General features: G+C 48.9%; 17 protein-coding genes and 1 pseudogene. 3 read left to right on the plus strand and 15 right to left on the minus strand.

From position 1 onward, the window contains the following. Window positions 1-170: 170 nt before the first annotated feature. Both GA003_14445 and GA003_14450 read left to right on the plus strand, forming a co-directional pair. Entirely contained in the window at window positions 171-1,727 is a 1,557-nt protein-coding gene (locus GA003_14445; protein ID QXD27214.1) for a sulfatase, read from the plus strand. Then, window positions 1,717-2,703, plus strand: a complete 987-nt coding sequence (locus GA003_14450) for an FAD-binding oxidoreductase (GenBank protein ID QXD27215.1) — start codon at window positions 1,717-1,719, stop codon at window positions 2,701-2,703. Before GA003_14445 ends, GA003_14450 begins: the two co-directional genes overlap by 11 nt. A gap of 2 nt (window positions 2,704-2,705) precedes the next feature. Here GA003_14450 and GA003_14455 read toward each other — a convergent pair whose 3' ends face one another. From GA003_14455 to GA003_14500, 10 genes are all read right to left on the minus strand, one after another. Further along, on the minus strand, window positions 2,706-4,037 hold the full coding sequence (locus tag GA003_14455) for a DUF1080 domain-containing protein (GenBank protein QXD27216.1): 1,332 nt from the start codon (window positions 4,035-4,037) through the stop codon (window positions 2,706-2,708). Between the two features lie 21 nt (window positions 4,038-4,058). Then, window positions 4,059-4,640 carry a hypothetical protein gene (locus tag GA003_14460; GenBank protein QXD27217.1) on the minus strand — a complete coding sequence of 194 codons (582 nt, stop codon included), beginning with the start codon at window positions 4,638-4,640 and terminating at the stop codon, window positions 4,059-4,061. A 4-nt stretch (window positions 4,641-4,644) separates the two neighbouring features. After that, complete coding sequence (locus GA003_14465) at window positions 4,645-5,883, minus strand: acetylxylan esterase (GenBank protein QXD27218.1); 1,239 nt, start codon at window positions 5,881-5,883, stop codon at window positions 4,645-4,647. Window positions 5,884-6,037: 154 nt separating this feature from the next. Beyond that, window positions 6,038-9,748, minus strand: coding sequence for a beta-propeller domain-containing protein (locus tag GA003_14470; protein ID QXD27219.1), 3,711 nt, complete (start codon window positions 9,746-9,748; stop codon window positions 6,038-6,040). 76 nt (window positions 9,749-9,824) lie between these two features. After that, on the minus strand, window positions 9,825-11,786 hold the full coding sequence (locus GA003_14475) for a glycosyl hydrolase 115 family protein (GenBank protein ID QXD27220.1): 1,962 nt from the start codon (window positions 11,784-11,786) through the stop codon (window positions 9,825-9,827). 18 nt (window positions 11,787-11,804) lie between these two features. Further along, window positions 11,805-13,172, minus strand: coding sequence for a Gfo/Idh/MocA family oxidoreductase (locus GA003_14480; protein QXD27221.1), 1,368 nt, complete (start codon window positions 13,170-13,172; stop codon window positions 11,805-11,807). Between the two features lie 249 nt (window positions 13,173-13,421). Further along, window positions 13,422-13,874: a cupin domain-containing protein gene (locus GA003_14485; protein QXD27222.1), complete on the minus strand. Its 453-nt coding sequence runs from the start codon at window positions 13,872-13,874 to the stop codon at window positions 13,422-13,424. A 47-nt stretch (window positions 13,875-13,921) separates the two neighbouring features. Next, entirely contained in the window at window positions 13,922-14,344 is a 423-nt protein-coding gene (locus tag GA003_14490; GenBank protein QXD27223.1) for a GNAT family N-acetyltransferase, read from the minus strand. Between the two features lie 3 nt (window positions 14,345-14,347). Continuing rightward, window positions 14,348-15,766, minus strand: a complete 1,419-nt coding sequence (locus tag GA003_14495; GenBank protein ID QXD27224.1) for a sulfatase — start codon at window positions 15,764-15,766, stop codon at window positions 14,348-14,350. Between the two features lie 15 nt (window positions 15,767-15,781). Beyond that, a complete protein-coding gene (locus GA003_14500; GenBank protein QXD27225.1) occupies window positions 15,782-16,891 on the minus strand; it encodes a PHP domain-containing protein in 1,110 nt (369 codons plus the stop codon). A gap of 115 nt (window positions 16,892-17,006) precedes the next feature. On the opposite strand from GA003_14500, the gene GA003_14505 reads away from it, so the two are divergent. Next, window positions 17,007-18,494: an alpha/beta hydrolase gene (locus GA003_14505; GenBank protein ID QXD27226.1), complete on the plus strand. Its 1,488-nt coding sequence runs from the start codon at window positions 17,007-17,009 to the stop codon at window positions 18,492-18,494. Between the two features lie 361 nt (window positions 18,495-18,855). On the opposite strand, the gene GA003_14510 is transcribed toward GA003_14505, so the two are convergent. The 5 genes and pseudogenes from GA003_14510 to GA003_14530 all read right to left on the minus strand — a co-directional run bounded on the left by GA003_14510 (window position 18,856) and on the right by GA003_14530 (window position 24,089). Further along, window positions 18,856-19,395 (minus strand): peptidylprolyl isomerase, encoded by a 540-nt coding sequence (locus tag GA003_14510; protein ID QXD30447.1) that lies wholly within the window; start codon window positions 19,393-19,395, stop codon window positions 18,856-18,858. 183 nt (window positions 19,396-19,578) lie between these two features. Next, a pseudogene (locus GA003_14515) lies at window positions 19,579-19,920 on the minus strand (peptidylprolyl isomerase). Between the two features lie 55 nt (window positions 19,921-19,975). Next, entirely contained in the window at window positions 19,976-22,204 is a 2,229-nt protein-coding gene (locus GA003_14520) for a sulfatase-like hydrolase/transferase (protein ID QXD27227.1), read from the minus strand. A gap of 53 nt (window positions 22,205-22,257) precedes the next feature. Next, a complete protein-coding gene (locus GA003_14525; GenBank protein ID QXD27228.1) occupies window positions 22,258-23,667 on the minus strand; it encodes a sulfatase in 1,410 nt (469 codons plus the stop codon). A 38-nt stretch (window positions 23,668-23,705) separates the two neighbouring features. Beyond that, the gene (locus tag GA003_14530) at window positions 23,706-24,089 is read right to left on the minus strand and encodes an SRPBCC domain-containing protein (protein ID QXD30448.1); all 384 of its coding nucleotides are present in this window, start codon (window positions 24,087-24,089) and stop codon (window positions 23,706-23,708) included. Window positions 24,090-24,145: the final 56 nt, after the last annotated feature.

The following is a 24,145-nucleotide window of genomic DNA, read 5'->3' on the forward strand; positions in this document are numbered from 1 at the left end:
GAACCACTGATAGTGCGTATGCTTAATGTAAGTATGGTTTAAAACCTCAGATGAACACAGATTCTGGTTTTCCTATCCATAGGCTGAGCTTTAGATCTACGTCTATCTGTGTACATCTGTGGTTAAAAAAATCATTTCCCTGACACCCGACACCTGCCACCTTCTTTCCCATGAGACCTACCCTACTCACCCTAGCCCTACTCAATCTATTTAGCCTGATTGCTCTCCAAGGAGACGACCGCCCCAATATCCTCTTCCTCATCGCAGACGATGCCTCACGGAACAGCTTTGGAGCCTATGGTGCCAATTATGTTGAGACCCCTCACTTCGATCGCCTGGCGGAAGAAGGTGTGTTATTTACAAACGCCTATAACAATAACCCCAAATGCGCGCCAGCTCGAGCCTGTCTGGTCACAGGCCGTTACTCCTGGCAACTTGAAGAGGCGACCAATCACAATCCCATCCTCTCGGACAAGTGGATCTTTTATCCTTATATCCTGGAAGAGAATGGTTACTTCATCGGTTTTACCGGTAAAGGCTGGGGACCTGGAACTTGGCGAAGGAGCGACGTGAATGCAAATAACGCCAAAAACGACAATCCAGCCGGCCATGCCTACAACAATAACAAGCGGGATGTGCCTTACAAAGGCATCAATAAAATGGACTACCCTGCAAACTTCTCTGATTTCCTCTATGAATGGGATGAAACCTCCCAACCGTTCTGTTTCTGGTTAGGCACAAAGGAACCTCACAGGGGTTACGAGAAAGACTCTTGGAAAAAGGACGGACGCAATCTGGATGACGTGGAGGTGCAGAATTTTTATCCGGACAACGAAACTATTCGCGGCGACCTAGCCGACTATGCCATTGAGGTGGAATGGTATGACAAACAGATCGGGGCGGCACTCAAACTGCTGGAAGAAAGAGGACTATTAGAGAATACACTGATTGTTGCTACCTCTGATCACGGCATGCCCTTCCCCCGCGTGAAGGGACAAATCTATGACGAAGGCTTCAGGGTACCGTTCGTCGCTATGTGGAAAGGAACGATAGCTCCCCAACGCGTGGTTTCTGACTTTATCACCTTTCCCGATTGGGCTCCTACCCTGCTTGATCTTCTAAAAGTTGATGCACCTGACCAAATGACAGGACAGAGCTTCCTTCCACAACTCATGTCCAAGGATTCCGGTCGTATTGACGAAGATCGAAGCTATACCTTGCTTGGCAAAGAGCGTCACGACGTAGGACGGGTAGACAATGGATTACGCTCTGTATCTTACCCCGTTCGAGCGATCCGAAACGACTTCTTCCTCTATTCTAGAAACCTGCTTCCTCACCGTTGGCCAGCTGGGGATCCAGAATATGGATACAAGAATACCGATGGTTCACCCACAAAAACCTATCTAACAGACCTAAAACCTTCTGACCCCGAGTATCACTATTTTAAAATGAGTTTCGGTAAACGCCCCAAGGAGGAGCTCTACGATATTCTCAACGACCCCCACTGCGTTAACAACCTGGCCGACAATCCAAGCTACGCAAAAATCAAGGAAGGCATGTGGAAACAATTGCAGAGTGACCTCATCGCACACAAGGATCCCCGCATCCTTGGCCAAGGAGAAATATTCGACTACTACCCCAACAGCAAATGGGAGAGAAACAAGCAGCTCTACAACGACCCTGACTGGAACCCGGTAAAAGTATTTGAGGAGAAATATGGCCGCTAAAGTAGATACCGAAAAGCAAATCGCAGTTGTGGGTGCCGGCGTCATTGGCCTCACCTCCGCAATTCGCCTTCTTGAAGCAGGACACTCGGTGGATATTCATGCACGGGATATCACTCCCCATACAACTTCGGATGTGGCAGCTTCCTTTTGGTGCCCATACAGGGTCGGGCCGCACGGTCGTGCTCTGGAATGGGCACGCTTTACCCGCGACGTGTTTTCAAGGGAAATGAAACATCCGGAATGCGGTATCAGTCTGACGCGCAATCGTGAAATCTTTAAAGAGCCAGCAAAAGATCCCTGGTATCTGGATCTGCTCCAAAACTATAAAAAGATTCCTACCGAACAACTGCCTGAGGCATTCAGCGATGCATACGAATTCGACACTTATCTGATCGAAACCGCTAGCTACATGAAGTACCTCCACGAGAAAGTTCAATCGCTTGGAGCCAACATTATTGAGCACGATCTCCACTCGCTTGAAGAATTAAAAGGAAACTACGATGTCGTAATCAATTGCAGCGGAGTCTGGGCCAGGCAGTTGGTCAAGGATGAGTCCGTGTATCCCATTCGAGGCCAGGTCGTGGTGATTGAAAAGCTGGATAAGCCCAATGAGCCGATTACCACCCACGACGCAGGCGAATACCCAAGCTACATCGTGCCAAGGTCCAACGATTGCCTTCTCGGAGGAACCGCGCTTGCCGACAATTGGGACCTTGAAGCACACCCGGAAACCGCCTCCAATATTCGGGCCCGATGCGAAAAAATCGTTCCTGAAACCGAATCCCAAAAAGTTCTTCAGCACAAAGTAGGTCTTCGTCCAGGACGCAAATCAGTCCGACTTGAGCTCGATCAAGCCATAACTGAACTTCCAGTCATCCATAATTACGGACATGGCGGTAGTGGCTACACACTCTCCTGGGGTTGCGCTGAAGATGTGTTGGAATTAGTAGGACAAGTTCCTGACACGGCGACTTGAAATCACATCTCTTTAATTCGAATTCGTCGGTACTCGATCTGACCACGGTCCCCTTCCAGACCGATGGCGCCCTTGGCTGGAATCTCCATAGCCTCTTCGATAACTTCCCCGTTGCAGGTAGCATGCGCGGTCGTTCCCGTGACGGTGATGACCAGTTCGTTCCAACCACCTTGGCGATAGTGCTTTAAGTCCGTATAGGGACCTGCCAAAGGAAAGTCGCGGCACTGGAGCTGTTTACCTTTTAGAAACACTCCACTGTCGGCATTGGGTGTAGCGCGGAATTCCAGTTTCAACACGAAGTCTTTTTCAAAATCACGCGTGGTCCAAAGCTGTTGGATCCGACGACCCTCAGTCGGAGTGGTCACTACCAGTCGATCATTGATGGCCAAATAACGACCATCACTGCTGACGGTTTTTCCATAAAAATTCTCAGGCTTATCGAAGGAAGAAAATATCAGTCCGTTCTTATTCGGCTTACGAGGAGGAGTCACTTTAAAGCCCCAACCATTTAAGTTTTTCCCGCTGAAGAGAGGAACAAAATCATTCTCAACAACAAAAGTATCGGGAGCGGTCTCGACCATACCGAGCGTGGCAAAAACAGGACGCAAGGCCTCTGCCCATTTCTTGTAGCCTTTACCATTGGGATGAAGTAGGTCGGGAAACTCTTCCAACTTGGAGTTACCTTCCTCATTCGCAAACAGTGTCCAGGTATCCAAGACAGTAATACGGATATCGCCTTTAGCAACGGAGGCCAAAGCATCGTTGATGGCCTGAATATCTTCCGGCGTGCGTTTCTTATCGGGATGACTAGGCATAACCCGACACAAAATGATAGGCATGTCCGGGTTGTGAGCTTTGAACGCATCGAGCATCAATTTCACATTGCCATAAATTTGTTCAGGAGTCGCACCATCGGCCAGGTCATTGGTTCCCATAAGCATCACGACCGCACTTGGATTAAGCGCCAGGACATCTTCATCCAATCGGATGAGCATACCCCGCGTCGTATCACCACTGATGCCACGATTAGCGATTTTGAGTTCAGGAAAGAGATTAGGTAGATCTCGCCATCCATGCGATATGGAATCCCCTAAGAATACAACCGCACCCTGATCTTGTTCGGTGCGGTGATGCCAAGATCCTCGCCGCTGATTCCACACATTCTGAAACCAGTCATGTTGACCTCGAATCGGGCCATCTCCTGGAAGGCCTTCATAACTATCTGGCAGAGCGATGGCTGCCTTCTCAGCTGGAGATAATTCGTGTGCTGAGACATCAGCAGCAACCAAACTGAGACATAGAGAAATTAGAGTAAGTACAGAACGTAGCTTCATAGAGGTACTATTTAATAGAAATTATTCACGTGACTGGCACTGATACATAAGGTGCCCTAAACCAGCTCCAAACCCCAGGCCGTGACCGAGTCCCCAAAGGATGCGACCCATAAAACCAGGCACTGCTGCATGAAGTTCACCTCCAAGGTAATAGCCGAGCGTGTGACAGGTAAAGAGGACAGATACAAGGGGTAGCAGTGCCTTCGCACTGCCAAATGCGGAGCGAAACAGCACAGCCATAATCAAGAGCCCAAAGAATGACCCGAAGAGGTCTGCTTGGAACTTTCCTTTTAGGCCAAACCAGAAAACACAGTAACTAACTGCGTAGAGAAAAAAGGAGACGGCGAATAATCCAAAGAACTTCATTGCGCTCTTCGGTTTTACCACCAGTTGCCCTAATGCAAAACTTGATAAACCAAGGTAAACAACCGCAATAGATCCCCACATGGGATACCGTCCAGGCACCAGACGGAATGCCCAGATTGAATAGGCAATCACGCTGACAACGGCAAAAGAGATAGCTCCAAACAGCATGCCTTTGCAGCAACCGCTGGTCCACCGGATGTTGTTTTCTTTATTTGGGTCAGGGACTAAATCGAACATCGTATTAATCGTTAAAGTGGCGGTCGGCAAAATTCAAATACTGCTCCCAATCGAAACCGGTCACATCGTGCTTTCCCGTACGTATATGATACCCGATTGAGTCACCTACAGGTTGATTGAGGGGTGGCTGCTTCTCTACTCCAACGCCCGATTTGCCAAAGAGCTCATACACGGGTCCGGCATGCTTTCCCGAAAGAAACTCTCCATGGGGATCCGCCCACTCATCTTCCACGGCACTCGCGATATAAACCGGTCGGGGGGCCATCAGAGAAATCAACATATGCTGATCGAGCGGCAAGGCTGCCTCGTTAGCATTATACTGCTTGAAACTCTTACAAAACCAATGGGGGAAAGTATCGTTGATCTTTTTAACCGTTTCGCCGAATGCCCGTCTACTCAGTGCAGCACCACCGCAACCAGAATTGTTTGAAATCACGAGTGCAAATCGAGGATCCGCCGCCCCAGCCCAGAGGGAAGTCTTCCCCAGTCGCGAGTGACCAATCACGGCGATCTTAGAACCGTCGATGTGTGACATTTTTCCGAACTCATCCACCACCAGGCTCAATCCCCAGGCCCACGCCGATATGGCACTCCAGTCTTCCAGCGCCAACGGGTTACCCGACTCATCGGTCTTAATATGTGCGCGAACGCCGTGCTTCCAACCGTCCTTATGATCGGGTTCTACATCCCCATAATAAACCGTGGCTAACGCATAACCACGATCAATAATCGTTTCCACCGGCCAGCGGTTTGCGCTTAATCCCCGAGCAGCATCGGTCGCACGGTGGTTTACGTTTCCATTTTCATTCCCCTTTCGCATCCATTTGTCGGACAAGGTTATTTCCGGGTCAGCTTGTATGGTGTGGTTGCCATTAAAATTGTACCCGAGAAACACGGGATGGGGACCTTCGCCAACCGGAATATACATCAAGACGCGCATTTCAAAATCAGGGCTTACATCCTCGTAGCGAATAACAAGCTCCGTACGGTGGGCTTTCCCATTCAATACATTAGCTTCTACAGCCTCAGTCGAAACACGCTTTAGAACTGGTCGCCCTGGTCGACGCCCATACATTTGGTCTTCGAATAACGCCAAGATCTCACCACGCTGCCTCCCTATCCATTGGGCGGCTGACCGAATTTTAGATCCATCTTCAAGGATCAAAGGATCCGGCAAGGTATATTCAGGAACTTTGTCCTCTTCATAGTTAAACCCGGGTCGCCGTCCATTAGCTAAGGTCATAACCAAACAAAAAAACAGGAGGCCAAAAAAGCCAAACCAATTAATGGTATGAAATAATCGATGCAGGGGTTTTTGATCAAAGGGAGACATAGTCAGCACCCTAGCAGATGCTATCTGAAAGGAACAAGCTTCAACTAGACTGCTAGAAAATTGCTCAACCGTCTGACAACAACAGACGAATAAATATCGTTTCAGTTGAATCAATCGGCTCCAAGTACCGCACTAACTTTCCAGTGCGAAAATCCAAATCGGTAATTTCGTGTCCTTCCGGAAATGAGATCCAATCCTTGAGGTTATAGGAAAACTGAGGCATCACTTCCTGCCCCTCCACTGAATGCACATTTTGAGCAACTTGAAGATAGAGATAACGTTCTCCGTCTTCGCCTTCTGCCACCCAGCTGACAATGGGTAATACATCCTGATCATCCTCAGGGTTCGAACCTGTAAGGAATTCAAAACCATTGGATACCCCATCTCCATCGAGATCCCCTGCGCTTTCGGGCACATTATCTCCTTCTCCTAACCCGAGGAGTTGCGTCATCCAATCATTGTAAGACTTTTGAACCACCGTATCGGCATACGCCCATGGTTCCCCGTCTCCCAACTCTTCCAGTATATGACTTCCACTTGCTTGAGTGAACGAAAGCTGTTCCGCACCAATGATCATCCATTCATCTTCATGATGCATTTGAAGCTGTGGAGCTTCCAATGAGGACTCGACATTTGAGAAAGCGCCGCCGAAATCCAAGGTCTCTACACCGTACCAGCCTTGGGGAATATAGGCGAGTTCGCGTTCAAAAACATCAATAAGATCTATGCGTTGCCAGAAGTAGATATCGGGAAAGGAAATCGTCGTTTTTTGTGGGTCGGCAGGATCCGTGAAATCCATAAAGCTCAATTCGCCAGATCCTGGTGCAACGAGTATATCATCCACCACACCCAAACGGTAAATAGCACCCTCATGATTCACCGCCTGATGTTCAAAAAAGGCCCCGCTGTTGAGCCACTCGTAGGTCGTTAATTCTGTTAGCGATTTACCTTCGGTGTATTCAGTACGACCCAACACAACGAACTCATCTTCAAACAATTTGGGGCCATAGTTGGAATCCTCATCCACCAGCTCATCAATCAAGTAGGCCGAAACACCATCAAAGGCGGAAGCCTGTACCCGGAAAGCACTACGCCATACTTCTTTGTCGTAATAACCCCGGTAGACTGAGGAAAATAGAATGACACCGCCGGAACCGTTATCGATCACGTTCTCAAAAGTACCTGGAATCTCAACGAGAGGAAGCCGTTGTGGCTCTGTGGCGTTGCTCAGATTAATCTGTCCTAACCAGTGACGGGCCATCCACCGATTCTGACCCTCCACGGTTTCAATGAACTCAGAACTTTGCAGGCCATAGTAAACAACCGAATCGAGAACTCTGATTTGCCCTTCCGACCAACATTCTCTTGGCTCGTCACCATTCGTAAGATTGGTCAGTAAATTAACGGAACTAAGAATCTCCGGTGCGCTCTTGTCCTCAATATTTACTAAATACAACTTCCCTCCAGGAGAGTAGTAAGGACTGATAAAGTCAGAGGAAAGCCTGCCTGAATCAGCAAACCCAGGTTCCAGGAAGAAATAGGAGTTTTGCTCTCCCGGATACCAGAGCAAGGTGCCATCCTCCAACAACTTAGCCTGATAATCACTGGAACCATAGAAGACATATTGATTGGAAACCAATTCATCCATGACCGAGCCCAGAACGACGGGTTCGGCCGGATTCGAAAGATCAATAATCGTCGTGCGGAAGCTATCCCGATATTCCCACTCACCTTCTGCTATTTGATTATTCCCATAGTTGGACTGTGCAATCACCAAGTAATTTTCGAGCAAAATCGATCCAACGATCCTGCCTTCAGGCAATGCTATGGAGGCAAGTAATTCGTCTGCATCGTCGAGTGAAGTAACATGCAACTGAGGCTTTTGATCGTTGCCGCCCCAATACCAGAAGCCTGGACCCCGTTGAAGCTGTACCAAGTAATCCCCTACACGATGCACCAAGTCAACTGGCCAGGCCAAAGGCAAGGTAGCAAGGAGCTCCGGATTATCCGGATCAGAAATATCAAGTGACTTGAGCGACTGACCCGAAATAGATACTACCACCTCGTCCATGACTCGTGCCCGACGTGCCCGAAAATCGTGTTCGATGGCCCCACGCTTCGCCAGCTCTCCCTCACCAAGCTCAACCAGTTGGATACCACTGATGGATCCATTATCTGGATCATAACCAGAGAATGGGACGAGCGCCCAACCTTCTTCCGGGAAAAAGCCAAAGGCCTTTTCGTCCCAATTCGCTTCCGACCAGGACCAGCCGTCTTCCTCGCCAATGTATACACGCGATGCGAGCGTAGGATCGGTTGGATCCGAAACATCAAACCAAGACACTGCAATTTGATTTTCTTCTACACCCACTGAAACCAAAGCATCATCACCCATCGGTTCCAAATGAGTGGAAAAGCCCGGGACTTCCAATTCACCCAAGAGTTGAGGATTGGCCGGATCGGCCAGACTGATGACAAATAGAGGATCAATCCTCAGAAAGGTAACTACATATAGAAGGTCTCCAGAAAAACGGGAAGAGGTGATCGATTCATTGTTGGCAAATTCCAGGGCGGCCAAAGCTTCCACCGGCTCCTCACTGGGTTCTGAAATATCAAAGGTCTCCACACTGGCGTACCGTTGCCTGTTTTCATCACGCCAGACCTGACTGACCACGGTGAGGATATCGTCCTTTAAGTTCAGGTTAAATTTATTACGGACGTGGCCTTTGCTGGGAAATTCGTGAGTGAGTATCGGATCCACTTCAGGATCTGAGATATCAACCACATGCACCGTAGAGAGCGTCGTTCTGGTTATATGGTCATAGGCGGAAGTCGCAATCATGAGGGCTCTAGAAGTCGCCTGCACAATTCCGCCCCAGTAGTTGTACTTACCGTCACGTAACTCAAGAGGATCAGCAACCACTACATTCTCGGGATCGGCCATATCGATCTTGCTCACAGCTAGGCCAGATACAGATCGCAGGTGCTCGACTCCACTCTCTTCATCGACAGTACTCTCCTGCCACCAACGTCGCGATACCACATAGAGTATATTTCCGACCAAGCGAGATTCCAGGATGTAGCCAGGTACATCGATAGTCATTTTCTCTGTTAGCGTGTCCGAATCTTCATGCTCAACCAGAAGCACTTGCCCATTCCCCGTGTTACCGTTGTAGGTCAGAAGTACGACCATGTTCTCCGTCGGGTGAAGATACATTTGTTCTCCCCCAAATGGAACACGCATCGTGGCGACTCGTTTGGGATCTGCCGGATCAGATGAATCGATAACCTGTAATCCGCGATATTGATTAAAGAAATAGAGCGTTTGATCACGCCATTTCCAGATGTCTGACTCTTCGACGGTCGATTCGCTAGTTCCATAAGCTACTCCCTCAGCATCGGCAAGTCGGGCACCATTGCTGTTTCCATCCGGCTCAGAAGGATCAAAAACCGTTTCACCGGAATAAAACTCGTAAGGGAAGGGATCTGACCAACTGGCCGAGACTTCAATCTCATCCTTCTGCACCCCATCTGGTACACGTAGTTTCAGAAAACCTTCACTACCCTTCAGGTGGGCAATCGTATGTGTCTCCCAGTTTCCACTTTCATCAAGAATACGCAGACGTATGCGCCTTACCCCTTCTGGAAGTTGTAGGACCACTGCTCGGTCCATCAGCTCGGCATCAATCTCCTCAAACTCATTGTTTGCGGTTACCGGGATATAAATTAGAGAGCTGAGCGCCAGAACCAACGCCCCTATCGACAATGACTTCATAGCAAATCCAGGAATTTATACGTTAGAACCTAGAATTCGGATTCGCGAGATTTTATTTTTTGGGAAAACTTCGCAATCAAAGTGTCTCTAGCACCCTATCAATGTCCTTCAATGCCGGAGGCGGCGTATGAATCCGGAAGTTTTCAGGATCATACCAGCCCTGCCACTTTTCCCAACGAGAGCCCTGCTCCAGAGAGATCCGCAAATTGAGCAACTGCTCACGGGCAGTTAGACCAAGAGCTCGAATTTGCTCGCGGGATTTCGAATTTCTCCTACCTGGATTGGCGACGTAGGCATTGTTGAATTCGATCAAACTCTTCAAGAATTGGAGATTCTCAACAAAGATTTTGACGGGAAACAATACTTGGTCGTCATAAACATTTATCGAATGCTCCGGTACAAAGGGCAATCCCTCTTCAGCTAACTCAAGAGATTTTTGGGCCAGAGCAAGCGAAGTCCTCACGTTTGCAAGTTCCTCCATTTCAACTTTTCCATTCTCAAGATTCTTAAGAATCTTTTCCGACGCCTTCATAAGCTCCCGAAAACCCACTGCGTAGTGGTGAACATCATGGAGCAGCTTCAGACTCTGAGTCGCAGAGAATGAGGCAGACTTCCCAAAATAACGGGTAGTCCATTCATCGTAGAATTCATCCTCATCAAATCCATTCGGATCCCAAGCTACCCGTGCAGCTGCTTCGAGGTTGAGAATGAACGGCTTAAAATTTTGCCCGTTAACGAGGACGTTGTGAGTCATCTGTTTTGATACAGCTAGCAGAGCAACCGTTTTAAGCCGATTGGGATACGGGTCCTGCACTACTTGGTTTTTCCAAACTCCGGCATGAACATAGATGCCGAAATCATAAGCCTTGAGCCGCTGAGGCCATTCCGGAAATTGAGCAAATCCATCATCGGCCCATAACATCTGAGCCTCCCGTTGAATATTAAATTGATTGCTGTGCCACATGTCGAGGCCTTCCTGCCAGAGGTCGCACACAAGAACTCCACCCGGTCGATATTTCTGAATCAATTTTCCCAGCCCACTAAATACAGCCTCCATCAATGGCCCAGGATATAGACCTATCGCTTCCTCTTCAGGGCATGAGTATGCCCAATCGTAGATCGGGTGACGTGGACGTGCCAGGAACAGGTCTCCTTTCCCGAGCGGAGTTTCGCGCAGGTAGTAGCTATAGATCTCCATCCAGCGATCGAAGTGCGAGGTGATACACACTTCATCCATCTCCAGATGCATAAACTCCCACCCCAGATGCATCGGAATCTGAACGAGCATCCCCTTGCTGTGCGCGTAATCGATGACCTGATCCACCAACTCCAGATCGGTGTGGTAGTCAGTCATCTCGGTGTAATACTCGCGCAGGTAATACTCGGGGCGTCCCAAAAGATCATGAATGTCGATGTAGTTATACCGAAGCCGGGCGAGTGAATCGATCATCTCCTTCCAGATATCAAACTCAACAATCAGCTTCCGGCCTCTCCAATTGGCGAGCATGTCGTTGTCGTTATCAAAGTAACCACGCAGCTTGAAGGCCGGTGGCTGCTCGCGATGATCCAGTGTAGGAATCTTGAGGAGTTTCTGGGACGTTGGGATTTTCCCCGTCCAATACTCTAGCGGATCAATGCCAACTACCTGTTCTGAAAACTCATATACTCCGTAAAGTACTCCGCGGTCATCACCTCCCAGAATGTACAGATTACTATCCTCCCCAGATCGAAGTACAAAGGTCTCTGGCTTCAATGGAGATTCAGAGTAGCTTTCCGAAAAAGAATGATCCGCACCTAAAACAAGAGTGTTTCCCTCAAAACGCTCGTCCTTTAATTCAGAATAAAATCCGATTGAAACCGATTCATCTGAATAAACCCGTTCAATATCCACCTTCAATTCTTCCGCGGCAACCCTCACTACGTCCGACGCTTCCGAACTTAATAGTATCCGAGTGTCGGCCTCCAACCGTGTCTCCAATAATAGAGCACAGAGGCAAAGGGTCCATACCCCCTCCTGGAATAATCGAAAGGATTTCACAGGACTCAAAGCAGATTCCTAAACTCTATCTGGATGCGGGTGTTTCCAAGGCTTGCGATACGGACGCGCCAGCAAGCCGTTTGCTTCGTCATCACCCACTACCTTTCCAGCCTTGTTGTCCCATTCAAGCGAACGCCCCAGATCCATGGAATGGTTGGCCAGAATACAAGCAATCGAAGAGATATGTCCCTCCTCAATGTCTGCTACTGGTCGCCCACGGCTTTCAACGGCCTTTAAGAAATCCAACATGTGCCAACGAACTGCCGAAGCGACGTGCTTCTCCAAACGCTTTTCTGTCCGGTCGACTGGATACTGCTCAAACTCAAAAAGCGGAGTCCCACTCAAAGTTGGTTTCTTAGAACGGTGAGGAATGAATTCATACTTATGCACACTGAGCTTCAGCGTGCCCTTTTCGCCGTAGATAATTCCAGCCCATGGATATTCAGGGTCGGGAGCATCACCCCAACTGCGGTGATTCCAAACTACATTTAACTCAGGAAATTTGAAGGTAGCGGTTTGCGTGTCAGGCGTTGTAGCCCGGGCAGCTTTGTCATAGTAAATGCCTCCAATCGAGTTTACGGAAGTTGGCATTCCCAGATCGAGCATCCAACGCACCATATCCAGCATGTGCACACACATGTCTCCCACTATACCGTTGCTGTATTCCATATAGGCTCTCCAACCACCAGGATGGATGATGATATTAAATGGCTGCATGGGAGCGGGTCCGGTCCACATATCCCAATCCAGATGTTTGGGCGCTTGAATGTCAGGAGCCTGCTCCTTGGTCGTACGCCGACGCATGTGATAATAGCAGCAAATATCTGCGTGCGATATTTCACCCAGTAACCCTTCTTTAATCACGCGGTTTTTCGCTTCGATTAAATGAGGAGTACTTCGACGCTGAGTTCCTACTTGAACCACCTGGTTGTATTTTCGCGCAGCCGCCAGCATGGCCTGACTTTCTACCACATCCACACCGGTCGGTTTTTGAACATAGACATCAGCTCCAGACTTTACCGCCTCAATCATGGGCAGAGCATGCCAGTGGTCGGGCGTATCAATAAGAACCAGATCAAAATCTTTTTCCTTCAGCAGTTTCCGGTAATCGGAATAAATGCGTGGACGTTTCCCTGACAACTGGCGACCGGCAATTTGATCTGCAGCATCGTTTGCCATGTTTGCATCCACATCGCAGATCGATACCACTTCAACAGGAGCAACTTGAATCAATCGGAATAAGTCCAACTTCCCATACCAACCGGGGCCAATCACCGCCACCCGCTTTTTGACATCCATGAAATCGGATCCCAGACTGCTGAGAGTCGGTAAGGTGGAAAATGCGAAGGCCGCGGAAGTAGCTTTGAGAAACTGGCGTCTGTTCATGATATGAAGTTATTCAGGGGAGGGAATGAGTGACAAGTCTGGAGATTTGAAAGAAGCAGGATACGAAAACAATTTTTGAACAGAAGGCAACGAAGGTAACGAAGGTAACGAAGAATGCTAACAGCGACGTAATTTTCTAACAGCAGAAAACGCAGTGAGTTGGAGGCAAAGAATCGCATAATAAAATATGTTTCCTCTTTGTTTCCTTCGTTTCCTTGAGAGAAGTGGCTGTTTAAAAACTAAATTTAATTACATTTCATAAAAGATCTTGTACTTCGCACTGATCTCGACGATTTTTTCCATATCGGGCGGACCACCCTTAGCAAACTCCTCGGCGCACTCAGCGAAGAACTTATCGAATCCTCCCGGCATGGTCTGATTCAACATCTCCAATGGTTGGTCATTGGGATTACGAAATGAGTGAACCGATCCGCGTGGCATAAAGACCGCCGTCTTGGCTGGAACCTGAACCCACTCGCCATCTTTCAAAAATTCTGCCGGACCGGATAAGGGCCAGAACCATTCGTCTTCCTCTTCATGCCGATACGGAGGAGGCCCGCCACCTGGAGGAGTTACATTGGTCCACATGGAAAATTTGCCACCTGTGTCTTCAGAGCTGAGGTGCAATATCATTTCATCTCCGAATGCATGTATGCGGCGGGATTCATTTTCGGGTCGAAAGACAGGATTTAGATCAGACATAGGTTTAAAAGTAATAATTTATCACACTTTTTCGATTAAAAATCTTATTAATCAACTCCCTTAACCCATCTCCATACGGATCCATCCTCAGGATCTATCACATCGCCTTTGAATTCAAAATTGAGCTTTTTCAGAATCGAAGTTGATGCATTTTCCCCTTTGAGCGTATGAGCGAGGACATGTTTTACTCCATCAGAAGCCTCAGCCAAAGTAACTAAACCGCGAGCCATAGCACTAGCATAGCCACGGCCTTCGTTTTCGGGAAATGTGAAGTAGCCGATTTCGACGGTGCCTTCTTTTGTAGGTTCGTCTTTAAAGCTGCACATGCCGATCAGCTCATCGTCTTCGAATCCCAGGTAACCTGTCCAGGGAAGACGTTTTTCGGCCATGAGTAGCAGTTCTTTGGGTACGCGCTCTAAAACAGCCTTGTTGTTGAGAAACTCTGCAATGGGCTTTATTTCAATAGCCACAGCTCAATAGATGTCCGCATTCTTCAGACGCTCATCCAATTGAGCAATCAATTCTTGAATTAACAGGCTATTAGCGCCGGCCAGGTTGACCGTTTCCGCATCGGGCAATCGGTGATCGTACAATTCATGATAACCATCTTTGCCTTCAATGAATCGATGCGTATCGGTTCGAATGGTACGACCGCCACGATGGAAGTAAGCAACTGCAGGACGACCTTCGGCATCCGGGTTATCGAGTAATGACTTCAGAGAGGCACCATGTAGACCACTAGGCGGCTCCAGCCCGGTCAACTCGCACAGCGTAGGAAATACATCGAGCGTTTCTACCATGGAGGATGTCGGTTCACCGGCTCGCTTCATACCAGGAGCAGAAATGATAAGTGGAGAATGAAGCGATTCTTCAAAGAGTGCGTGTTTACCCCAGATCGCATGCTCGCCCAGGTGCCATCCATGGTCACCCCAGAGCGCGATTATGGTGTTATCGCGAATACCGAGTGATTCAATTCGATCAATGAGTTTGCCCACAAGCGCATCGGCGTAGCTCACACAGGCAGCGTAATGCTTTCGTGTTTCGATGGCAAAGTCAGGGTCTTCGTTCGGATTCTTACCCCACTTATTGTATTTCATGTACTCACCTGACTTGTGCCAGGTCGTACGGCGCCCTTCTGGTTTCTGCGGATGTGCAATCTCCGGCAAAGTCGCGTCCTTGTAATACTCCATGTATTTAGCTGGAGCACCAAATGGAAGGTGCGGACGGATAATGCCTACGGCCAGGAAGAATGGTTTGTCGGCAGAGGCCAATGATTCCATCTGCTTGAGCCCTTCCTCAACAATCAATCCATCCGGGTAAATGGTGTCAGGCCCGGGTGTCGATTGATGCACATCCATCTGAGAGGCATCTCCTCGAATTTCTCCATTCGATAGACCGTGCATCGATCCACGTGGGTGTTGCCAGGGGCCATCGGGACTGATGTGTCGATCCCAGGAATTGGGCATCTCAGGTAGGGCTGGATCATTCCAGTCAGGGCCACCTCGGCCACCTGGGTGATGACTGACCTTGCCAACCGAAACCGTGGTATATCCATTTTGGCGAAACCAGGCCGGCATGCTGGGAACGACTTTATCGTCCGCTTTAGCGATATGCTCGGCACGACTAAATAGATCGCTATTCGATCCCGAACCGTAACGCCCGGTCAGCAGCGTGTAACGCGAAGCTCCACAGGTCGGAGCCTGAACATAGTGTTTGAAAAACGGACGACCGGTTGCGGCTAGCTTGTCGATATGGGGCGAGTGAATATATTCGGCACCAAAGCTTTTGAGCTCCGGCCTTAGGTCATCGATGCAAATCAGGAGAACGTTAGGCTGGGCTACTGCTGAAAGCGATAAGCCAACAAATGACAGGACAATCAAAAGGATACGCATAATTATCTATTCGGGTTAGACAGAAATGGAGATAGAGATTTCGGGGTGCTCGTCGGGAGCAGTTACAACATTGAGTGCTCGGAAAGTGAGTTCGACTTCTTCCATTCGTTCAAGCGTCTTTACTTGGATGGTTGTATCCTTCATGGCAGGAATAGTCACCACATCCGTATGGGTGTAGAAGTCGTAGAGTGAAGTATTTTCAAGCGTGTAACTCACACTGGTTGCATTGCGCAACGTAACAGCAAGCACCGAAGACTTGTTCCGGTAAGCCGCTTTATGAGGAATCAAAGAAGCTTCGACCAGAGGGACCACACGCTCAGCACGTCCGATGAGGCTATCATCAATCAATGCTACCGTTCGGCGAGCATTGAGTGCCTCCTTAATGGATTCAGCAGACCGTTCTTTGGCTAGTACGAGCGTCAATGGGCGATGTCCACCGGCAGGGACATTGTACTGCCAGTCAATCAGACCATGAATATCAGAGGTGCCAATAATGGTCAGGTTGTTATCGAGTGCAATTTGCAATGCTTCATCGGAATAGGTATCTTCGTTTACCACTTCGATGCCATCGAGTAAACCGTCCGCGATGAGTTGCTCATGCATGGGTGTCAACTCTACCACCGCATCGTAGTTCTGACCAATCCAGGTCGGGTGATTCCAGAATATAAATCCGCCCTGCTCTTTCGCTGCTTTGTATGCGTCGATAGGCTCATCCAAGAGAACCTTGTTCGTATCAGTGATAAAGATAGCATTGGCGTGTCCAGGAGGCATAGAGCGGGTGATCTCCGTGCCCTGAACCACAATCAGGTCTGTTCCCTTTGCCGCTAACACCGCTTCCTCGTGGGAACGGTTGCGATTCGGCATCGGGATATCGGCGCCGTGCTTTAATTTCTCCAAATGATCCGTGATGGAAATGGCATCGAGGTTGTCCTTCAACGCCTCCTCCACCCGAATGCTCGGCCACACATTGCCATCGGAAAAGACCGTGTGCATATGGAAATCGCATTTGAGCGTTTTGTAACCCGGCACATCCGGGAAGTAGAGCTTTCGAGTATCGTCGAGGCTCGTATGCGCACTGGCCACAGACAATCCAAGAAGGGTAAGCAGAGATAGAACTTTAGTCATAGGCGTAGAATAAAGGCACTCAGTGTGGAGTGTCTGGCATGCAGAAACAAGTGTGAAGGAGCGGGAATAAAAATTCACTCTTTTCACCTCCTGAAATTCCAGCACACTATTAATCATGCATCTACCCCGAGCACTCATTATCCTATTTCTTTTAACCGTCGGTCTTAACGCAGCTGATCCACTCTACTTCCGGGAGGACTGGAAGGAGATCCCTTTCGCTCTGCCGATTACTCCCGCTCACGTGGACAATCCCGACCTTCGAATGGAGACACATGGACCGGGGAGGTTGGGAATCAAGAAGTCGAACCACGACAACATCGAGAATGACCCTTTCTACGTTTGGTCAGGGAAGTGCACAATGCCCTGGGGATTGTCTTTGAAAAAACAGGGCAAGCTAGTCGACCTGTCCTCCAACACTGCAAAGGTAACCTGGCGCACACGACAAAGCGGAGGGCACAAACTTCATCTGCTTCTCAAGCTACCGGGTGAACGGTGGTTTATTAGTGAGCAATCAGATCAGGGAGAAGAGAATACCTGGCACGAACACTCATTCAAAATCAGCGACCTTTCTTGGCGTCACTTTAGTGTGATCAAGTGTGTAGCCGAGGAGAAGGTGAAGATACCCGACCTGTCGGAAGTCGAGCAAATCGGTTTCACCGATCAGCAAGCCGGCAACGGAAGCAAATTCTCTTCCCGTCTCGATTGGATTGAAGTTTACGGCAAAGAGAAGGCTGCACCGAAGGGGACTCCTCCTGTGGTCAAGATGACACGTATCGTCCCCAAGCTCCCAAAAGGAATAGAGGCGCATGAAGATCTCGTTTATGCCGCATACGGTGATCGCGAGTTAACCTTGGATCTCTATAAACCGAAATCCGTATCAGGACGATTACCAGCCGTCATATTTATTCACGGAGGCGGACATTACAAAGGAGACCCAAGTAGCTACACTGCCATGGCGATGGATCTGGCAGATAAGGGCTATGTGACCTTGAACATCTTCTACCGCCTCTCAGGTGAATCCCCTTTCCCTGCCGCCATCCAAGACTGCAAGGCTGCGGTTCGCTGGGCGCGAGCGAATGCAAGGAAATATAAAATCGATCCTAATCAAATTGGCTCGGTCGGCGGATCCGCAGGAGGTCACCTCTCCGGCTTACTGGGCACCAGTGGTCCGGCTAGCTACTTGAATGGACTCGGTGGAAACGAAAACCAACTGAGCAATATCCAAGCCTGCGTCGTTATGGCCGGGGGCATGGATTATCGAACTGAACGCACCTTGGATTCTATGGCGTCTGATCCACGACGCAGAGGCTATACCTTTCTCGATGGCAAACCAGAATCTGTGCCCCACAATTATCACAATGCGTCTCCTGTTTTCCACGTCTCAAAAGCCACCCCTCCCATGTGCTTCATGGATGGGGAATTTGATTCACCTGGAACACGCTATCCAGAGATCATCCAAAAACTGAATACACTGGGAATCTACAACGAATCTCATGTCATCAAAAAAGCACCCCACCCCTTCTGGAGCTCGGATCCGTTCTTTGATCCGGCTATGGAGATCCTGGTGAGTTTTTTTGATCGGACGTTGAAAGGGAGTTCTTGATTCGACAGCTGCTAGCTCCTTCAAAATAACTTTCAACCTTACGACTCCGCCGCCATCAACTCGTCCAGTTTGGCACGAAGAGCCACTAGTTTGGCATCGAAGTTCATCGAATCAAGGAGGGAGCTAAACTGCATCTTTTCTTCCGGATCGATGACAATGTTTGACGCAAGCACCACTGGCCAACCTCATCACTTAGCCTTGGGAGCTTTCATAGTACGGCCTTCCTGTTGATAGGTCATGTCAGGAACTTAGAAGCAAGTCGAGGTCACTCCTGCTCGTAAAACGATAGGCGTCGTAGAGAGGCGCGACTTGAGCAACATCCTTTACCGTTGCCAAAGTGATGCCGAATTCAGACTTCACCCTAGCGCATCTCCGAACGAATGGAAATAATCTGAACCTCTTCTACAGGTCGATCTTGAGCACCTTTCTCAACATCCTCAATCGCATGTACAATCTCCATGCCTTCAATCACCTTTCCGAATACCGTGTGCTTACCATCCAGGTGGTGGGCACCGTTTTTGTTGGTCACGATAAAGAACTGTGAGCCATTGGTATTGGGTCCAGAATTTGCCATGCAAAGGGTTCCATAATCGACAGGCGCCAAAAGGGTTGGAATCTCAACCTTTTCCTCACTGCCAACTAAAGCTTGTAACTCCTCAACCGTTTTTCCAACGAGTGGGTCCAATCCGTTGGCCGCTACGATTTCTTCGTAAAGGGCTTGGATTTCAGCAACCGGGCTGTTGCCTTGATGCTCTTGAAGATGAGGGGAGATCAAGATTTGGAATACAGAGTTGGCAATAGCCACATCAGTAATCTCGCCTATAACAGGTACCAGCTCATTCTCAAATCGCTCAAGAGGCTCTGTACTCCCCAGCATCTCCTGAACCTGTTCAACCGTCATCCCTACTATAGGCTGGAAAGACCGTTGTGTATTCATCGTATTAAACAATTCCGCAACAGCAGGGATGGGGCTGGATCCTTGGTTTTCTTTAATGTGCGGAAGCATCAAGGAATTAAAAACAACACTGGCAGTTTCCTGGTCTTCAATCTTCCCTGAAAGAGGAACCATCTTACCCGCATAGGTTTCATCCTGAAACTGATAACCAGGTCCACCAGTACCGGTTCCCTGCGGACAACCTCCTTGAATCATAAAGTCTTTGATAATTCTATGGAAAGTCAGGCCGTCGTAATAAGGTTCATTTGAATCCATACCTTCGATGGTCTTCCAGGTCTTGGTGCCTTCGGCCAATCCCACAAAATTGTCCACGGTGATGGGAGCCAGTTCTTCAAACAACTCCATGACTACCGTGCCGTGGTTGGTTTCCATAACCGCGACCAAGGTGGTCGGCTTCTTTTTACAGCCAACAACCAATACAAGAGAGAGTGCGGCGAGAACGGAAAGGGTCTTAAGGATAGAAATTTTCATAAGCAGCGAAGCAAAGGGAAGCCCTTCGCTTTCGGCAATAAGAATGTTGTTTAGCTTAGAGGACCGTTAAGGTCACAGATGACTTGCTATAACCCAATTTGAACCGCTTACCATTGTCCGCGATGATTTCTTTTTGTGCGTTGCCAAATTTTCCAGAAATTTTGGCAGCGGTTAAAATGGTGTAGACGTCCCCTTTCTTGGGTTTGAAACGTCGTGCTAAAGTAATGGAAAGGTCTCCATCCAAATGAGCCTCACCAGCCACTTGCAAAGAAGCCTCATCGGACACGACAAGGCTCAAGGTCGACTTTTTAGCCGCACGGAAATCTGCACTTAGCTGCAGTTGATCCGTGGAGGTTATCGTACCAGCGTTATAGACGTCGCCTGCAACTTCTCCGTTGCCTTTCAGACTACCCCCGTCGGCAATTTCGATCCATCGCATGGAAGAAACCTTACCTTGGTTAACCGTGAGCGAACCGTGTTTTGCAATCCGGATCTCGTTGCGTCCGGTTAGCTTGATATAAGGATCAAGCACGAGTGACTGAGCAGCTTGCTCTCCCCCGATATGAAGGGCCAAAAACTCCAGATCCTTGTTGGCCACGGCATGATTTGCTTCACCACCAGAATTGATCAGATGAGCGGTCCAGGAAACTTGGGGAGCTCCATCGTCACTTGTGTATGTTATACCTTCGTTGGCATAAACATAATCGGACCAGTTATCGGCCTCGTGAGCCAATGAAGCATTGGAACCTGTCCAGTGGTGGTAAGTATTCGAAAACCCTTTGGGTTCGTCCACCCGCTCACCGAGCATGAGTGCCTTGAGCTCGGCGACCAAGCTTGGGTGCTTGGATGCTAGGTCCTTTGCTTCAGCATGATCGGACGCGAGGTCATAGAGTTCATAGGTTTCATCCTTACGACGGATGAGCTTGTCCTTTCCACGAATGATCGACTGACCGTTACCTGCTTCGTGAATGAGGAACTCACGCGAGCGCTGATGCCCTTTGCCCGTTAAGGTAGGAGCCAGGGATACTCCATCTACGCCCAATGGAGTTTCAACGCCTGCCAGATCGCAGAACGTAGGCAACATGTCCGTAACATCGAGGATGATATCCGTGCTCGTTCCTGCCTTGAGCTTGGAATTTTCGGAGAAATTTTTGGCCAGCCGAATCATCAGGGGTGTTCGAATACCACCCTCTTCGATTCTGCCTTTAACTTCACGCAATCCACCGTTGGCATCAAATGCCCCGCGGCTTCTCCCCCCAGGACCTCCATTGTCGGATTGAAAAATGATGAAGGTATCATCGATGACCGAATCGGACGTATCTCCATCACTATTGGGATCCTCGAGTGCAGCTATGATATTCTTAAAGTGTCCATCGACCCGACTAATCATAGCCGCCCATTGTTTGGCTTGCGGCTCCAAGCCTTTCCAAAACGATTTTTTGCGATAAACGGTGTTCCACTCAGGAAGTTCTTCGACTTCATCGAATGGTGAGTGCGGAACTTGAACAGCTAGCAGTCCAAAGAAAGGCTGACCGGTTGTATTGTAGTTCTGTGACTGGACGCGCACAAAATCCATCGCAGCCATGGCATACATGTCATCGCAGTAAGCAGTCTCCGGATACTCGGGATGATTCTGGAGGGCTGGCTCATTTGGGTAGTCATCGCGATTCATATAACGCTCCATGGCATTGGGAACGAGTTCCATTCCGCCTCGTGATCCAGGAGCAGCCGGCGCCTTCCACAAGGTTGGCTGAAAGAAGGTGTGAGCACGTACGTGATGAAGTTCAGCCAGGACATGTTGGTAACCGTGCGAGGTGGGCAAAGTCTGGATATTTAAGATTTCTGGGTTGGGTTGATCTTTCGATCCTCCATAGCCCCACTTTCCCCAGTAGCCAGTCACATACCCCGCCTTCGATAACACATCACCCATCGTGATGTCTTCCGTGCGGATCGCCTTCATGGCATTATCGGGATTATTTTGATCCGCGAAGGTGTGACCCTGGTGGAATCCGGTTTGCTGGGAAGAACGAGCTGGCGAACAGACCGTGCAACCGTATCCACGACTGAAATTAACTCCTTCGGCGGCCAGGCGATCCAAGGTCGGCGTAATCAAATGAGGCAAGCCTTTGGCTTTGCGCTCTGCTTGTCCGTTAGGAGCAATGGAGCCCCAACCCATGTCATCGACATAAAAGTAGAGGATATTGGGCCGTTTCGTTGAAGCGTTTGCCAAGGAAGCTGCAATCGCCATTGAAGCACAGATAAGGACTAGAGTCTTAGGTTTCATAGGGTAAAAAAGAAAAGATAAGGGTACCAGAAAGCTTAGAGCAACTTGGAAAACTAGCGACCGCTCCTAACCACCTGTGTTTGCCGTTCCGCATCAAAATTGGGATTCGGCATGGGCATCTGAGCGTCGATGGAACCACGCCATTGGTATAGTTTTTCTTTTAGTTCAGCTAGTTTCTCAGGATAACGAGCTGCAAGGTTCACCGACTCGCTGAGGTTGTGACGAAGATTAAAGAGCTCCAGCTTACCATCTTCATGGAATTCAACCAGACGCCAATCACCAGATTTCACAGCACTGTAGGGACCATCTCCCCCAGCATGATAATGCGGGTAGTGCCAGTAGAGATCACGATCAATAGACTGTGCCGGACTTTTGAATACAGACACCAGACTACTCCCATCCACATTTGAATTATGCTGAGAGTCGCCTGACACTCCAGCAGCTTCAAGAAAAGTGGGATACATGTCTGTGGTAATAATGGGAGTCTCGGAAACAAGTCCAGCCGGAGTGACGCCCGGCCAATAAGCGATGGCCGGCACCCGCACACCGCCCTCGTAAGCCGAGCCTTTTCCACGCCTGAGAGGAAGATTCTCCGTAAATTTATCGTGCTTATTGTAACGCTGGGTGAGGCCTCCGTTATCAGAGATAAAGAAAACCAAAGTGTTATCAGCGACCCCGTTAGCTTTGAGCGCCTCCATTACTCGACCGACACTCATATCGAGGCTCTTTACCATGGCAGCGTAGATAGGGTTCTTATGAATCTTGGATTCGTCTCGTTTGCTTTCGAAATACTTAACAATGTCCTCCCTTCCCTGGATGGGCGTGTGAGGCGTATTGTAAGCAAAGTAGAGAAAGAATGGCTCATCCTTACTTTTTCCTATTTCCTCGACAACTTTGTCGGTGAGATAATCAGTTGTATAGTTACTTTCGAGGTTCAGCTCCTTAACTTGCTTGTCGTTAAGATAATATCCCCTGGATCCACTCGGCTTGTCGTGTGCTACGTCGAATCCGTGGGTGGTTGAACCAGGATCCGACTGACCAGGGAAATCCAAATGCCATTTGCCAACATGGATGGTTCGGTAGCCTCCAGCTTTCAACGCTTCCGCAATCGTCATGCGACTCTTTTCCAGTCCCTTAGTCCAATCCGGGATAGTCATTTTGGCATAAGGGCGATTTTGCCCGGCTATAAAATCTGTGAGACGCAGACGAGCCGGATACATGCCGGTCATCAAACTGCCACGTGTCGGTGAACACACGGTGCACGCCGAATAAGCATTGGTAAACTTTACCCCATTCTCAGCCAATTGATCGAGATTGGGGGTTTCGTAGTAGTCGCTTCCGAACGAACTCAACCCCGTCCAACCAAGATCATCGGCAAGAAGAAGGACTATGTTGGGCCGGGTAGCCGATAGTGATGATGCACTCCAAAGAAGGAGCAGACTAAGTAATAGAGGTAGACGCATAAGAAAAGAGGATGGGGCCTGCTCTTCTTAAGCGCAATCTAGTTTCCACTGAGCTTCTTCTCCAGCCCGTCGAAGTAGTTTCCCCAACCAAAAGAGTGATTATCGAAGCTTTCCTGCTTTTGGAATTCACCGTGAGTCAAGCTGACTTTGCAACCATTGCCCGCCGGATCAAAGTTAACAGTGACCAAAGTCTCTTCACCGTCATCGTTCCACTCCCAAGAATAAACGAGTTTCTCGTTGGGGACGATTTCTTTGTACTCAGCCAGCATCATCCCTGTATACTCGGGGGTCTCAATGTAGAGTCGATAATGGCCACCCACACGCACCTCTTTTTCAATACGAGTAACAGGAGGAACCACCGTCTCCCCAGAAACCCAGGCACCATAAACTTGTTCAGGGGAATACTCAATAAGTGCGATCAGTTGTAATAGTCATAATAAATGAATCTTTGGATGGGTTCGAACTGGCAGAGAAAATA

It is taken from the genome of Opitutia bacterium ISCC 52 (assembly GCA_014529675.2).
In the GTDB taxonomy this organism is placed as follows: Bacteria; Verrucomicrobiota; Verrucomicrobiia; order Opitutales; family UBA2995; genus UBA2995.

Coding starts and splice junctions, on each gene's coding strand:
- GA003_14505 (QXD27226.1), top strand. CDS start 17,007: ATGCATCTACCCCGAGCACTCATTATCCTATTTCTTTTAACCGTCGGT.
- GA003_14495 (QXD27224.1), bottom strand. CDS start 15,766: ATGCGTATCCTTTTGATTGTCCTGTCATTTGTTGGCTTATCGCTTTCA.
- GA003_14485 (QXD27222.1), bottom strand. CDS start 13,874: ATGTCTGATCTAAATCCTGTCTTTCGACCCGAAAATGAATCCCGCCGC.
- GA003_14465 (QXD27218.1), bottom strand. CDS start 5,883: ATGACCTTAGCTAATGGACGGCGACCCGGGTTTAACTATGAAGAGGAC.
- GA003_14470 (QXD27219.1), bottom strand. CDS start 9,748: ATGAAGTCATTGTCGATAGGGGCGTTGGTTCTGGCGCTCAGCTCTCTA.
- GA003_14525 (QXD27228.1), bottom strand. CDS start 23,667: ATGCGTCTACCTCTATTACTTAGTCTGCTCCTTCTTTGGAGTGCATCA.
- GA003_14510 (QXD30447.1), bottom strand. CDS start 19,395: ATGACGGTTGAACAGGTTCAGGAGATGCTGGGGAGTACAGAGCCTCTT.
- GA003_14480 (QXD27221.1), bottom strand. CDS start 13,172: ATGAACAGACGCCAGTTTCTCAAAGCTACTTCCGCGGCCTTCGCATTT.
- GA003_14500 (QXD27225.1), bottom strand. CDS start 16,891: ATGACTAAAGTTCTATCTCTGCTTACCCTTCTTGGATTGTCTGTGGCC.
- GA003_14460 (QXD27217.1), bottom strand. CDS start 4,640: ATGTTCGATTTAGTCCCTGACCCAAATAAAGAAAACAACATCCGGTGG.
- GA003_14520 (QXD27227.1), bottom strand. CDS start 22,204: ATGAAACCTAAGACTCTAGTCCTTATCTGTGCTTCAATGGCGATTGCA.
- GA003_14455 (QXD27216.1), bottom strand. CDS start 4,037: ATGAAGCTACGTTCTGTACTTACTCTAATTTCTCTATGTCTCAGTTTG.
- GA003_14445 (QXD27214.1), top strand. CDS start 171: ATGAGACCTACCCTACTCACCCTAGCCCTACTCAATCTATTTAGCCTG.
- GA003_14450 (QXD27215.1), top strand. CDS start 1,717: ATGGCCGCTAAAGTAGATACCGAAAAGCAAATCGCAGTTGTGGGTGCC.